The sequence below is a fragment of the Brevibacterium sp. AGC70 genome (assembly GCF_057334195.1).
Window position 1 is genome coordinate 92,407 of the sequence record NZ_JBHFIH010000013.1, and the last position, 13,252, is coordinate 105,658.

The 13,252-nt window shown below is 62.8% G+C and carries 13 protein-coding genes and 1 pseudogene; 7 read left to right on the forward strand and 7 right to left on the reverse strand.

Annotation, left to right across the window (positions count from 1 at the left end):
• Positions 1-28: 28 nt before the first annotated feature.
• Positions 29-229, reverse strand: a pseudogene (locus tag ACE03M_RS09240) (IS5/IS1182 family transposase); the annotation flags it as partial.
• A gap of 19 nt (positions 230-248) precedes the next feature.
• Entirely contained in the window at positions 249-1,667 is a 1,419-nt protein-coding gene (locus ACE03M_RS09245) for an MFS transporter (RefSeq protein ID WP_485933707.1), read from the reverse strand.
• Positions 1,668-1,913: 246 nt separating this feature from the next.
• Here ACE03M_RS09245 and ACE03M_RS09250 point away from each other — a divergent pair, with 246 nt between their 5' ends.
• Together ACE03M_RS09250 and ACE03M_RS09255 are read left to right on the forward strand one after the other, a co-directional pair.
• Positions 1,914-2,366, forward strand: coding sequence for a MepB family protein (locus tag ACE03M_RS09250; RefSeq protein ID WP_485933709.1), 453 nt, complete (start codon positions 1,914-1,916; stop codon positions 2,364-2,366).
• Between the two features lie 246 nt (positions 2,367-2,612).
• Positions 2,613-3,770 carry a calcium:cation antiporter gene (locus tag ACE03M_RS09255; protein WP_485933711.1) on the forward strand — a complete coding sequence of 386 codons (1,158 nt, stop codon included), beginning with the start codon at positions 2,613-2,615 and terminating at the stop codon, positions 3,768-3,770.
• Positions 3,771-3,800: 30 nt separating this feature from the next.
• On the opposite strand, the gene ACE03M_RS09260 is transcribed toward ACE03M_RS09255, so the two are convergent.
• Complete coding sequence (locus tag ACE03M_RS09260) at positions 3,801-4,283, reverse strand: winged helix-turn-helix transcriptional regulator (RefSeq protein ID WP_143920489.1); 483 nt, start codon at positions 4,281-4,283, stop codon at positions 3,801-3,803.
• A gap of 75 nt (positions 4,284-4,358) precedes the next feature.
• Here ACE03M_RS09260 and ACE03M_RS09265 point away from each other — a divergent pair, with 75 nt between their 5' ends.
• Together ACE03M_RS09265 and ACE03M_RS09270 are read left to right on the forward strand one after the other, a co-directional pair.
• Positions 4,359-4,793 carry a PaaI family thioesterase gene (locus ACE03M_RS09265; protein WP_485933712.1) on the forward strand — a complete coding sequence of 145 codons (435 nt, stop codon included), beginning with the start codon at positions 4,359-4,361 and terminating at the stop codon, positions 4,791-4,793.
• A 1-nt stretch (position 4,794) separates the two neighbouring features.
• Complete coding sequence (locus ACE03M_RS09270) at positions 4,795-5,301, forward strand: PaaI family thioesterase (protein ID WP_485933713.1); 507 nt, start codon at positions 4,795-4,797, stop codon at positions 5,299-5,301.
• Positions 5,302-5,378: 77 nt separating this feature from the next.
• Here ACE03M_RS09270 and ACE03M_RS09275 read toward each other — a convergent pair whose 3' ends face one another.
• The 3 genes from ACE03M_RS09275 to ACE03M_RS09285 all read right to left on the reverse strand — a co-directional run bounded on the left by ACE03M_RS09275 (position 5,379) and on the right by ACE03M_RS09285 (position 8,747).
• Positions 5,379-6,524: an HNH endonuclease family protein gene (locus ACE03M_RS09275; RefSeq protein ID WP_485933714.1), complete on the reverse strand. Its 1,146-nt coding sequence runs from the start codon at positions 6,522-6,524 to the stop codon at positions 5,379-5,381.
• 119 nt (positions 6,525-6,643) lie between these two features.
• Positions 6,644-7,774, reverse strand: coding sequence for a GmrSD restriction endonuclease domain-containing protein (locus ACE03M_RS09280; protein WP_485933716.1), 1,131 nt, complete (start codon positions 7,772-7,774; stop codon positions 6,644-6,646).
• Between the two features lie 175 nt (positions 7,775-7,949).
• Positions 7,950-8,747: an NAD(P)H-dependent oxidoreductase gene (locus ACE03M_RS09285; RefSeq protein WP_485933717.1), complete on the reverse strand. Its 798-nt coding sequence runs from the start codon at positions 8,745-8,747 to the stop codon at positions 7,950-7,952.
• Positions 8,748-8,827: 80 nt separating this feature from the next.
• Here ACE03M_RS09285 and ACE03M_RS09290 point away from each other — a divergent pair, with 80 nt between their 5' ends.
• The 3 genes from ACE03M_RS09290 to ACE03M_RS09300 all read left to right on the forward strand — a co-directional run bounded on the left by ACE03M_RS09290 (position 8,828) and on the right by ACE03M_RS09300 (position 11,658).
• Positions 8,828-9,778, forward strand: a complete 951-nt coding sequence (locus ACE03M_RS09290) for an AraC family transcriptional regulator (protein WP_485933718.1) — start codon at positions 8,828-8,830, stop codon at positions 9,776-9,778.
• A 72-nt stretch (positions 9,779-9,850) separates the two neighbouring features.
• Positions 9,851-10,522: a hypothetical protein gene (locus ACE03M_RS09295; protein WP_485933719.1), complete on the forward strand. Its 672-nt coding sequence runs from the start codon at positions 9,851-9,853 to the stop codon at positions 10,520-10,522.
• Between the two features lie 236 nt (positions 10,523-10,758).
• Positions 10,759-11,658 (forward strand): LysR family transcriptional regulator, encoded by a 900-nt coding sequence (locus tag ACE03M_RS09300; protein WP_485933873.1) that lies wholly within the window; start codon positions 10,759-10,761, stop codon positions 11,656-11,658.
• 20 nt (positions 11,659-11,678) lie between these two features.
• Here the strand turns inward: ACE03M_RS09300 and ACE03M_RS09305 are convergent, their stop codons facing one another.
• Entirely contained in the window at positions 11,679-13,250 is a 1,572-nt protein-coding gene (locus ACE03M_RS09305) for a tripartite tricarboxylate transporter permease (protein ID WP_485933720.1), read from the reverse strand.
• Positions 13,251-13,252: the final 2 nt, after the last annotated feature.

Consider the following 13,252-nt stretch of genomic DNA (forward strand, 5'->3'; position numbering starts at 1 on the left):
GATCCCTCCGCGGCCAGACAGTCCCTGCACCGACCGGAATTCCGTCGTCGTCCACGAGCAGAGATGTCTTGAGACCAGATTTGCCGCGGTCGACAGGGCTGCGTCCAGTGTTTTCTCCGCCGCACGGTGCTTTGACGATTCATCCGTCGACCACGAGGTTGTGCAGGTCGAGGCCGACGGCCTGGTCGTAGGCTTCGAGGGCCAGGCGGTGGAGTTGTTCGAAGGCGCCGGTGCGGCGGCCTGCTCTGCTACCCGGCCTGCGGCTGCCCCACAGCGGTGTCCGGCGAGCGGGAAATGACCACGACTCCGACGATCAGCCCGATGATGGCGAGCACCGCCGCGATCACGAACGGGTCTCCGGCGTGCAGGGCGGGGGCGAACCCGAGCCCTACATAGATGGCCACGCCGGTTGCCCCGCCGAGCTGGTCTGCTGCTCGCTGGACGCCGGAGGCGATCCCTGCGTCCTCGTCGGTTACCCCGCTGACCGCGATGTACTGCAGACCCACGAGTCCGAAGCCCATGCCCGCTGCGATTAACAGCATCGCCGGGAGAAGCCATGCCACCCCGCCGCCCAGGACGGCCACGAGTGCGACGACGCCCATCGCGCCTGCAGCGGCCGCGAGCCCGACCACCACGCACACGCGTGCACCCCAGCGTCCCAGCAACCGGGGAACGAGCACCGATGCCGCAATCAGCGCCGCGGCCAAGGGCAGCATCGTGAAGCCTGCCCCCAGAGGCCCGACACCGAGCCTTTCCTGCAGGTAGAAGGTGAATAGCAGGAACGAGGTCGAGAGTGCACCGCTGAGCAGCATCGTCGTCAAGTTCGCCCGCAGTCGAGTGCGGTCAGCGAAGAAGGTCAGTGGGACCAGCGGGTTCGGCGACCTCGACTCGACGCGCACGAACCCGGCACCGGCCAGCACCGCACCAACCAGCGCGGCCACGCTCACCCAGAGGCTGGTGGCAGGCTCACCCGCCTCCACAGCGGCGTAGACGAAAAGCAACGGGCATGCGGTCAGCAAGAACGAGCCCGGGAGGTCCAGGCGGACCCGCTCACGAGACACGGACCGGTCCGCAGGGACCAGGAGGAGCGCGGCCACGATCACGACCAGGATGAACGGCACCGAGACCAGGAAGATCCAGCGCCAGCCCAGATGTGCGGTGAGGATCCCCGACAGAGCGAACCCAAGAACGAGGCCGCAGCTGGCCACGGCGGCCCACACGCTCAGGGCGCGCGACCGGCGCGGGCCTTCGGGGAAGAGCAGCACGATAGTGGCCATTGCCGCGGGCAGCGCTACGGCCTCGCCGGCTCCCTGGAGCAGGCGTGCGGCGACCAGGACTGGGAAGGACGGGGCCAGACCGGCCAGCAGAGAAGCCGCGCCGAAGAGAGTCGTACCGACCAGGAGAGTGCGACGACGGCCGAGAAGGTCACCGACCCGGCCGCCGAGCATCAGCAGCCCACCGCCGGTGATGGTGTAGCCGACCACGACCCAGGTCAAGGAGTGGCTCTCGACGCCGAAGTCCGCGCCGATCGAGGGCAGCGCGATATTGACCACGGTCACATCGACCGCGATGAAGAACTGCAACATGGACATCGCGCACAGCACGAGCCATGCGCGCACACGTGCGGGACTGTGCACGCGGGTAGAAGAGAAAAAAATTGAACGCATCTGTTGCTCCGTCGCTCTGAAGAGTTAAGAGCGGCACAAAGTGCCGCTCCGGATCGATCTCGAAGCGACTGGACGTTCCAGGTGAAATGTTGCTGAGAACCAGACGTCCCGCCGCTAGCGGGACGCCCTGTTCACTGCCGCGCAAGCGGCCGAGCATGAAGAGGCAGACATACTGCAAATTCTAACAGCGGAACCCTGTGACTCCTGGCCTGTTTTCCCATCGGCGCAAGCTCTAAGCTGATCCGCATGGGATTCAGTGCTTTGGAACACTACGCGCAAACAATGGGCCTGACCCCGACAGAGGTGGTCGCTGAGGAGCAGAACAGCGAATATGAGTCTGGCCGTGCCATGCTCGACGCAACCTGGTGGCGGATCCGGACTGCCCGCGTCACTCCTGCCAAACCGGGCGCTTTCGTTGCCGTTTGGGGTCGCACATCGGAGGGAGTCATCGCACCGTTCTCCGGCGGGGAGGACAGCGTCGATGACTGCGCAGGCCTTCTCGTGTTCGTCTCCGAGGAAGAACACTTCGGAGTCTTCACTTTCACCGCCGCCAGCCTGGTCGAACTGGGAATCTACTCTTCCCGACGCTCACCAGGGAAACGAGGTTTCCGCCTCTACCCACCGTGGTCCGCCTCGCTGAATCCCCAAGCGACTCGAACTCAACGCAGACAAGCTCCATACTTCGAACGGATCTGTTGATTCGTTCGGATGACCCGACCGACTCATTCATCGACGGCCAGATTGATCGGCTGCAATATTGATCGGCTGCAATATTGATCGGCTGACTTGTCACTCGACAGTCTTTCGGAGAACGGTGTTGCAGTTTGTCCCCCATAGACTCGACTGGATATCCTGGGCATCAGCACCATGGGAAAGAAGCGGTCGGGACGACCCGAACGCAATCAGTCACGATGAGGACGGCCTCGAAGAACAGGAATGCCCGTCATGACTGCCGCCATTCGCAGCATCCTCACCCCCTCTGCCATCGTTCGACTGATCCTCGGCTGGGGCGCCTTCGCCGCTCTCCTCTTCGCAGGCCCACTGCTGACTCCGCCCGTTGCAGGCCCGCTCCTCGTCAGCGCCCTGATCGTCATCGTCGGCGTCATCCTCATCTGCGCCTTCGGCGTCGTCCACGAGGCCGAACATCTGGCCCGCCTCCTCGGCGATCCCTATGGCTCGCTGGTGCTCACGCTCTCGATCGTGCTCATCGAGGTGGTGCTCATCGCCGCCGTCCTCCTCGGCCCCGGAGACCACGCCACGATCGCTCGTGACTCAGTCATGGCTGTGTCCATGATCATTCTCAATGCCGTCATCGGCCTGTGTCTGCTCGTCGCGGGGCTGCGCCACGGCAGTCTCGCCCATAACCGCACGGGCGTCTCGACGTATCTGTCACTCATCATCGTCCTCGCCGCTCTCGCCTTCGCCCTGCCGGCGCTCATCGGCGCGAACGGCAGCTACGAGGAGTGGCAGGAGGTCCCGATCATCGTACTCACGATCGGCATCTATGCCTTCTTCCTCTACCGTCAGATGGGTGCCCAGGCCGCGGACTTCCACGAGGTCGATCCGCGACTGCCCCAGATCCCCGCGGAGGTGGGTGCGGGCGACTCCGTGCCACCGAAACTGAGCATCCGCGAGATCATCTTCACCCACCGCACCGAGATCATCGTGCGTCTGGCGCTGCTCGTCGCCACGGTCACTCCGATCGTGCTGCTCTCCCACGATATGGCGTCGCTGCTCGATGACGGCTTGGGCCGCCTCGGCGCTCCTGTGGCTCTGTCGGGTGTCGTCATCGCGCTCATCGTCTTCCTCCCGGAGACGATCACATCGATCAGGGCCGCATGGCAGGGCGAGATCCAGCGGGTGAGCAACCTGTGCCACGGGGCGCAGGTGTCGACGGTGGGGCTGACGATTCCGACGGTGCTGCTCATCGGGCTGCTCACCGATCAGCCGATCGTGCTTGCGGAGTCCCCGGCGAACCTGCTTCTGCTCGCGGTCACGCTGCTGCTGTCGGTGACGACCTTTGCGGCGAAGAAGGTCACAGCCATCCACGGTGCGGCCCACCTCGTCGTGTTCGCGATCTTCGGGATCACGCTCTTCTCCTGAGCCACCCCGCCGCCGGCAATGCGCTCGACTTCAGCTCGCGCGGGGCCGTTCGGCGTCGCGCATGCGGGTCACGGACTCCCGGGGTGAGGATATGGGATGACCCGCGGCGCACTCGACGACAGCTTTCACTGGTTCGCCGCAGTCGCGATGCAGCACTTCGAGCGGCGGACCGCCCGATCCGTCATCCTGGCCACCACCGTGCCTATCTCCCCAGCGCAGCAGAGAGATCATCACCGGATAGAGGTCGAGGCCCTTGTCCGTCAGCCGGTATTCCTTGCGGGCGCGCTGACCTACTTCGCGATAGGGCTTCGCCGTCAGGACTCCCGCGGTGACAAGCTTGCGCAGCCGGTCGGAGAGCACCGGGTCCGAGACGCCGACATGGTCACGGATCTGGTCGAACCGGCGCACTCCATTGAATGCTTCGCGGAGGATGAGCACGGTCCATTTCTCCCCGATGACGTCCAAGGTCTTCTGGATCGAGCAGTCTGCAGTATCGAAATCCAGCCAGTCCACAGGCCCTCCTTCGTTTGACCGCCTGATCCATTGTAGGCTAACTTCAAATTATTCAGCCAGCTCGAAGGGGATCTCATGAATCCGCAGTCAGACTCACTTCCAGACGTCTCACTTAAGACAGCCAGCAACTTCGTCGCCGCCTCGGGACTCATCATCGACAAGGTCACGAATACAACTGTCCGCGGCCATGCCGACCTGGGCTCCGACCATCACACACCCTGGGGCGTCGTCCACGGCGGCGTGTACACAACGCTCGTGGAGAGCACGGGAAGCATCGGCGCCAGCCACGCCGTGGGCGAGCGCGGCGAGTTCGCCGTCGGCATCCACAACGCCACCGACTTCCTGCGCCCGACCACCGGCGCCAGTGTCGCAGTCGAGGGCACTGCCCTGCACCAGGGCCGGACCCAACAGCTGTGGGAGGTCATCATCACCGACACCTCCTCCGACAAGGTTCTTGCCCGCGGCCAGCTGCGCCTGCAGAACGTCCCCATGCCGAAGGAAGCCAACTGAGATGAGCAGGGAATCACGCACTCGCGAAGCCAAGGTGACGTGGAGCGACCCCTCTGAGGGGCTGGCACTTCTGCCGACGCTGGACGGCATCGACTACCTGCGCAAGATGGCTGCCGGTGAAATCCCCGGGGCCCCCATCGGCTCCCATATGGGCATGGAGATCGCCGAGGTGGGCGAAGGCAGGGTCACATTCCACTGCCGTCCCGATGAGTCCCATTACAATCCGATCGGCATGATTCACGGAGGATTGGTCTGCACCCTGCTCGACTCGGTACTCGGGTGCGCGGCGCACACCACTTTGCCGAAGGGCACCGGATACACCTCGATCGAGATCAAGGTCAACTACCTGCGCCCGGTCACAGCCAGCAGCGGGCCGCTTGTCGCCACAGGTCGAGTCGTCAAGCCCGGTCGCCGAGTGATCTTCTCAGAAGGCGAAGTCGTCGACAACAAGGGCAAGACCGTCGCCACAGCTTCCGGCAGTCTGCTCGTCTTCCCACTGGAAGCCTAGCAGCGCGCGGCTCTGCAGCCGTGGTCGACTAAGCGGCCGGTGCCCGCCTGACGACAGCCTCGGCGGCCAATCGCGGTCTACTCCTCCGGTGAAGCGGTCTCTGTTTCATCGGTCGAGCCATCCGCGCGGCCGTCGGTCGAGTCTGAGTCGCCGTCATTCTGGTTCGTGTTGTCACCGGTCGGACTCGTTGAGGATTCTGTTGAGTTCGCCTCCGAAGACTCGTCCGAAGACTCCTCCGGGGTCTCCTCAGCGGCTGATTCGGCACTGACACTCTCACCTTCGCCCGGTTCCGGCCAGGCCACTTCTTTGTTGAAGGCGGGCTGATCCGCACACGTGTCGAGCACGGCCTCCATCGCGTCCTTCTCAGCAGAGGCCACCCACAGTCCGTACTTGTGCTTGATCGCGATCTGCCGGGATACATATTCGCATTGGAAATCCTCGTTCGGCGGCAGCCATGCGGCCGCGTCGCCGCCGCCCTTCTGCCGGATGACATTCGCGCTCACGGTCAGCAGGTTGAGCGGGTCGTTTCCGAACTCCCGCAGTTCGCTGACGGACATGCCCGAAGCCCCGGTCTGCCAGGCGTTGGAGCCGGAGACGATGTAGTCGACGTCGACATTAGCAGATCCGCGCTCGAAGGCGTATGACTCACCAAGGTATTTGTCATCGAGATCACCGGCGATGGCAACACAGCCGTTGGTCTCCGCCTCGATCTTAAGATCCTTGAGGTCGCGCCTGAGCGCATCGTTGCGTGTATCGCAGCCGTTGTCATCGACATCCGCATTCCAGTCGAAGAGTTCCGGGTCGTAACCGGTCCTGCGCTCTTTGACCTTCACCTCAAGCTCGTCGAGCATCGAACGTGCCGGGCTCAACTCGGCGGTGCCTGCGCTGTCCTGTGGAGAATCGCTGCCGTCTTCACCGTCGGCTGCAGGCTTCGACTCGTTCTGCGCGGAGACATCGGGACCTGAATTGGCGGGCACTTCCTGGTCATTGTGCGGTCGAATTCCCTGGGCGGGTGCCGCCGAGGCTGAAGGTCGTGAGGGAACCGGGTCGGAATCCGCTGTGCCGCCTCCGCCGGTCGACCAGGAAACTTCGCTTCCGTTGACCTGGCTTGAGCCGCTGCCGCCGCACCCGGAGAGCAAGGCAAGAACAGATACAGCAAGAAGGGACATTGCCCGAATCCGAGCGCTGCGAGTCGCGACTGCGGAGTTCATCGAATTGGACACGCTTGAAATGTTAGGGCAGGTTGTCACTATAGGGAACGACCCTGAGCATTCGGTAACCGATTCGTTATCTGTTGAAATCGAAACTGTCATAAAACTGTCACGCTCGGCCGCCTCGACAACTATTCGCAGCCGATTCCATCACCGTCGCGATCAAGGTGAGACGCATACCCCGGGTCACCTCGGCGAACGGGTGCGGCACCGGCGTCACGAACCGCGGTGCAGTTCTTGTAGAAGACCGAGCCCGATGATCCCGAGCCGGATGACGTCGACCTCTCACCCGATTCTCTCTTCGAACCGGAGCTCGACTTCGAACCGGACGATGCTGGCTTCTTCGTCGGGGTGTCTTGTGCGGTCTTCACATTGTCACCCGCGCCGGGTTCTGGCCATGCGACATCCTTCGTGAACGCGGGCTGATCATCACACGCGCTGAGGACTCGTTCCATCGCGGACTTCTCGGCCTTGACGACCCACAGCTCGTACTTGTGTTTGATCGCGATCTGGCGGGAGACGTATTCGCAGCGGTAGCTCTTGGCCGGCGGCAGCCAGGTCGCTGCATCCCCGTCGCCCTTCTGCCTGTTGAGGCTCGAGTCCACGGCCAGCAGGTTGAGCGGGTCATTGCCGAATTCCTTGAGTGTGCCCTCGTCGAACTTCGCGGCACCGGTCTGCCAAGCGTTGGAGCGGGCAACGATGTGGTCGATGTCGATGTTGTTCGGGCCCCGGTCGAAGGCGTAGATCTCACCCTTGTACTTGTCGTTCAGATCGCCGGCGATGACGACACAGCCCTTCGTCCCGGCCTTGAGGGTGATGTCGTTCAGGTCCCGGCGCAGCACGTCATTGCGGGTGTCGCAGCCATTGTGGTCGGCATCCGATCGCCACTTGAACAGGCCCCTGTCGTAGCCGGTCTTCGGAGCCCGGCCCTTGACCTCCAGTTCCTGAAGCACCGCGAGAGCTGCACCGGCAGTCGTTCCGCCGGCTCGGCCCTGTTCCGTCTCCTCTGGCTTGTCCTGACCTTCGCTGTCCGCGGCGTCTTCGTTCGGCGCCGTGGCCTCGGGCTCGGTTTCCTGCCCGGTGGCCTCTTCAGTCGCGGGGCCGGCTTCCGAGGTCCAGGATGCATCATCGGCGCTGGTCTCGACGTCGCCGCCATCGGCACAGGCGGAGAGGAGGACGAGGCTGAGAATTGTGATGAAGGAGAAGACCATGCCAGCGCGCAGACGTGTCGAGGCATGGTTGAGGAAGGCGGAAAAGGGCATGGGTGTCCAGTCGTACACAAGGGTGGGGAACATGGTCGTGGACCGTGATCGGCAATGCCGCCGACCCCCGATCCACTACAGATATGATATGACTGAACCGTGTCCGTTGCACGACCTGCGGACACATAGAGACGCATTCGTTATCGACGTCACGCAGGTCACTCCCCCAACCCGTTCAGTCGCTGAGGTGGATGGCCAGGTCCGTGCGTCCGGGATTCACGCCGTCAACCAAGGCCCGGGTCCGGCGGTCATAATCTCCGCCCAGCATCTTCCGATACGGGCGGACCCGCTCGCGGGGAAGGCCCGATAGCCGATCGGCCAGTCGCTGTCGCTCTTCCTCGCGCCCGGCTTCGCCGATAGCTTCCACGTCATAGACCACGTGGAGGTCAAGCGCTTCGATCCCCACATACCACAAGGCACCATGCGTCAAAGGGAAGAGCAGAGATTCCAGGTCGCCGCTGATGCCGCGCGGACTCAGCGTGCGCTGATCGTCCCCAGCGGTGACAATGATCAGAGCCTTCCTCCCCATCAGCCGACCGTCGCCATACCGGCGCGGCAGCCCCGTGTCCTCGTCGAGGTCCCCCTGTGCGAATCCGGTCTGCAGCACCCGGTCAAGCCACCCCTTCAGCATCGCGGGAGGCCCGTACCACCAGAGGGGAAACTGCAGCACCAGCAGCTCAGAGGCTGCCAGGGCCTCCTGCTCTCGCCTGACCTCGGGTTCAACTTCGCCACGTGCATACGCCTCACCTGCCAGGTCCGAGACGTTGCCGGGAACCGTGGACAGGCTTCCCAGATCACGCTCACTCAGTGCCGGGTCGAATCCGTCGGCGTAGAGGTCGGACACAGTCACGTCATAATGTTCGGATAGTGCAGAGCAACCTGTCCGGAACAGGTGCTGGTTGAAGGAATCCGCCCGTGGGTGCGTGTAGACCCAGTGGGCGCGGCCTGGCGTAGGTTCATGAAATGAGTTCATATGCCAATCTCACCGCACATGAGTGAGACGTAGAATCGCCCACAGTCTCATAAAGATCATTCAGCGTCTAAACTGGGGGTGTGGACACGCTTTCCGATGTACTCACACACATCCGTTCCTCCGGCGCGCTGGTGGGCCGGACTCTCGCGAACCCGCCCTGGTGCGCCACCTTTGCAGAGGACGCTTCTCTGTCCCTGATCACAATGCTGCGCGGGGAAGCATGGATCGTCGACGGCGAAGAATCCCATCAGCTCTTCGCCCACGACATCGCCATTGTCGTCGGACCAGCACCCTTCGACGTGACCAGCGACCCCGCAGCGAACCCCATCCCCATGTACGTTCAGACCCAGACCGGAGTGTGCTTCGCTGAGGGCGGCGCGCAGTCCGAGAACATCGCGCTGGGCGCTCGAACGTGCGGGGTGCAGTTGGATGCAGATGACGCCATGCTGACCGGCTCATTCACCGTCACGGGGCGCATCGCCGATCGCCTGCTGAACACTCTGCCACGGGTCCTCGTCGTGCCGCGGGCCGTGCAGCGCACAGCGGCGCTGCAGTTGATGGAGGCAGAGATCCTGCGTGAAGAACCGGGCCAGCAGGCCATCCTCGACCGATTGCTCGATCTGGTTCTCGCAGGTGCCCTGCGTGACTGGTTCGCCCTGCCTGAGGCGAAGGCACCGGGCTGGTATCGGGCGAGTTCAGATCCGATCGTGGGCACCGCGTTGACAGCCATGCACGAGGCCCCACACCGAGGTTGGACCGTCGAGACGTTGGCGCGTCAGGCACTCGTCTCGCGTGCCACCTTGGCGCGCCGCTTCACTGATCTGCTGGGCGAGCCTCCGATGTCGTATCTGAACGGGTGGCGACTGTGCCTGGCCGCCGACCTCCTCGAGCGCACCGATGCCACAGTCGAGTCCGTGGCCCACGAAGTCGGCTATTCCAGCGGCTACTCTCTGAGCACCGCCTTCCACCGCGAATACGGCGTCCGGCCCAGTCAGCACCGTCAAGCGACAGGCAAACAGGCAAATAGCTGAGGCAGGACACCGATTCATGCCATGGTGGAGGAGCACGAATTCGTCGGTGACGAAGGAAGAAGGGAGGCGATCTTGCGACACGATGCAGAACGACCGCAGACCACTGGCCTGATCACTGACGCCCCGGTTCCCGACCACTGGATGCAGGTGCTCGCGACGCTGCGTGCGAACCCCTTCACCCACTTGCGCCGAGCGGAGATCGCCTCTGAGGCGCCCCACATTCTCATCGTCTCCCCCACCGCCGAGGTGGCCCGCACCTGCTTCGCCGAGCTTCTGGGCGGCGCTGGTTCAGACACCGACACCCGTGCCACGGACGAGTTTATCGCGGTCATGATCGCGAAGGAGGTTGTGCCCGCCGACGTCCCCGCTGGGACGTGGATCTTTCTTCCCCACCGACAGGACGGGTGGACGGAGCTCGAAACCACCTCGGCGAGGGTGCTTGCGGCACTGGTCAAAGAGAACACCGCCCGGGAACAGGAAGAGAAGCTCACCCTCATCGAGTACGGGGTCAACCTGTGGCATTGGGCCGAACCGCCCTACGGCGGAGGCGATCCCGTCTGCCACGCCGGCGAGCTCATCAGCTGGGAGAGTGCGTGGGCACTGGGCGGGGCGAGCGACACAGGACCTGCTGGCGCAGGAACCGGTGGCAGCGGATTCTCCGCCCGTGCGCCGGGAGTCTCCTTGCGGCCACCCATCTATTTCGGCCTGCCCACCGTGCTGCGTGAGCGCCGCCGGAACGGGTAGCGCGGGGCCGGCCAGCGCCGGGCCGCATCGAGCAGTCCACTTGTCACTGAAGCGTCATCTTATAGCCTAGGCTGTCGACGCCAAGGTAGCCGGCCGGCGCTTGGAGACAGATTGCACCGAGTATTGGCGCAGTCTCCTCAGTTCAGCGACGACGGGCGAGGTCAAGGACAAGCACGAGTTCGCACTAAGCTGGACCTATGTCGACAAGCTCGCCAGCCGCATCCGAGACTGCGGATATGCCGTCTGCTCAGGAGTTGCTGATATTCCTCACGTTGAAAGAATCAGGAAGCATCACTGACGCCGCTGAGGATCTGCATCTGTCTCAATCACAGCTGAGCCGAATCCTACAGAGGCTGGAGCGGAAGCTCTCCGTAACACTCTTTCAACGAAGCACCGCCGGACTCAGGCTCACCCTGGAAGGCGAAATTTTCACCCGAACCGCGTCGGCGCTGCAGAATTCCTACATCCACAACATGCGACAGTTTCGCAACGAGCTGGCGGGAGAGACTGGTGAGGTGCGGCTGTCGATTCTGCCGTCCATGGCATTTGAGTTCCTGGGGTCGTGGACCGACGCATTTCGACAATCTCACCCGCAGGCCACGATCACGGCGACAGATGACATTTCGGGCAGCGCCCTGCAACAACTCCAGGCCGGAACGGTCGACGTCGCCATCTCCGCCTGCCTGCTCCGTTTGCCAGACGGCAGAGAACGGCAGCTGTTCCCCGAGCTCGATGACCTCAATCTCACAGCGATACTCTCCGAAGGATTTGCCCTAGTCAGTCCCCCGGGCACCGAAGTTCCGAGCGAGATGACGTGGGACTACGCTCTTGGCCACTCCACAGTCGGATTCACTACTGCAGCAAGCGTCCATCGCTGCATGTCGCAGATCAGCCAGCTCGAGGACATCGCCTATCAGCCCGAAACTCTGACGAACAGCCCGCTGACGATCGCCGGTATGGTCGAGTCCGGCCTGGGCTCATCCATCGTCCCCGAATCGAACCTCGGGATCATGCGGATCCGCCAGTTGGTGACCACACCGCTCGAGGGGTACCGACGAATCGTCTGTGTCGCGACCACTGATTCCGAACAGACCGCACTAGTGCGTCACTTCGCCAACATGCTGACAACGAAATGACGTACCAAAGGCGTTCCAGCTCAGTGTTTTTCATCAACCGACTCTGTCGGCTCCTCCGCAGAAGCCTCAGAAGTGCCCGATAACGCCGTGAGTCCGCGAATCTTCTTGGAACTGCGCTTCTTCCGCAGCGCCGACCAGATCTTGAACCCGATGAACGCGACCAACACCACAATCAGCGCAAGTGAGATCGGCCGGGCGAAGAAAATGTCGAAACTTCCATCCGACATGATCAGGGAACGGCGGAACTCCGACTCGATCATCTCGCCGAGGACGACACCGATGAGCATGGGCGTCACCGGTAGCCCGACCTTTGTGATGAGGAAGCCGATCACGCCGAAGGCGGCCATCACAAGGACATCGAAATACGAATTGTTCAGTGCGTAGGTGCCCAGCACGCAGAGCAGGACCACGATCGGCATGAGGATCGTGTTCGGAATCCGCGATACTCGTGAGAACAGCGGAAGCAACGTCCTGCCCATGAAGTACATGAGGATGTTGATCACGATGAATCCGACGATGATCGAATAGACGAGAACAGGCTCATCGGTGATGAGAAGAGGACCTGGTGTCAACCCTTGGACGAGAAACGCGCCTAGGAGCACCGCTGTGACTGCGTCTCCGGGAATGCCCAATGTCAACAGAGGAACCAGCGTTGCACCGGAGGTGCCGTTGTTGGCCGTCTCCGCCGCGACCACCCCTTCTTCCGAACCCCGGCCGAACGCTTCGGGCTTCTTCGAGACCGCCTTGGCACGTGAGTACGCCATATATGCCGAAACGGTAGGGCCCAATCCGGGAATAACACCGATGACATAGCCGATCAGTCCTGACCTGCCCACCGTTTTTGCGTACAGACTTCGCGAAATCCGATCCTCGTGTGGGCGCTCGGGCTCTTTCGCAGTCAATCGGTTGCCGGTAGTGGCCTTCAGCTTAGGGGCACTCACCTGGCGAAACACTTCGGCAAGGGCGAAGAGCCCGATGATGACCGGGATGAAGTCGATGCCCGACATCAGCGACACCTGGCCGAATGTGAAGCGAGCAGTTCCCGAGATCGAATCGATCCCCATCGTGGTGATGAACAGCCCTATCGCTGCAGAGATCAGTCCCCGCACGAATGATGAACCTTCGATACCGGCGACTAGGATCAGACCTCCCAGGGCAAGCAGGAGGAACTCCGGAGACGAGAACTTCAGAGCGGCGGCGGAGATCACCGGGGCACCGACGAGCAGACCGATTCCTGAGATCAGAGCCCCGAGGACCGACGCGGTCAGTGACAATGTCAATGCGCGCTTGGCGAAGCCGCGTCTGGCCATGGCGTACCCATCGGCGACCGTTGCCGCGGAGGCTGCGGTTCCAGGTGCTCCGATGAGAATCGCTGAGATGCTGCCACCGTAGATCGCGCCGCAGTAGCATCCGACGAGGAGCATCATGGCTGCCGTGATGTCCATCGAAAAGGTGATGGGTAGCAGCAAGGCGACCCCCATCGTTGCGCCCAGACCGGGCAGGGCACCGATGATGATCCCGGCGAAGAGCCCCAAGATCATCGCAAGTATCGAAGCGATGTTGAAAATCGAACCCAATATGTCCATGATCATCA

Coding starts and splice junctions, on each gene's coding strand:
- ACE03M_RS09280 (WP_485933716.1), bottom strand. CDS start 7,774: ATGCCCTTTTCCGCCTTCCTCAACCATGCCTCGACACGTCTGCGCGCT.
- ACE03M_RS09305 (WP_485933720.1), bottom strand. CDS start 13,250: ATGATCATGGACATATTGGGTTCGATTTTCAACATCGCTTCGATACTT.
- ACE03M_RS09250 (WP_485933709.1), top strand. CDS start 1,914: ATGGGATTCAGTGCTTTGGAACACTACGCGCAAACAATGGGCCTGACC.
- ACE03M_RS09255 (WP_485933711.1), top strand. CDS start 2,613: ATGACTGCCGCCATTCGCAGCATCCTCACCCCCTCTGCCATCGTTCGA.
- ACE03M_RS09285 (WP_485933717.1), bottom strand. CDS start 8,747: ATGAACTCATTTCATGAACCTACGCCAGGCCGCGCCCACTGGGTCTAC.
- ACE03M_RS09300 (WP_485933873.1), top strand. CDS start 10,759: ATGCCGTCTGCTCAGGAGTTGCTGATATTCCTCACGTTGAAAGAATCA.
- ACE03M_RS09265 (WP_485933712.1), top strand. CDS start 4,359: ATGAATCCGCAGTCAGACTCACTTCCAGACGTCTCACTTAAGACAGCC.
- ACE03M_RS09245 (WP_485933707.1), bottom strand. CDS start 1,667: ATGCGTTCAATTTTTTTCTCTTCTACCCGCGTGCACAGTCCCGCACGT.
- ACE03M_RS09270 (WP_485933713.1), top strand. CDS start 4,795: ATGAGCAGGGAATCACGCACTCGCGAAGCCAAGGTGACGTGGAGCGAC.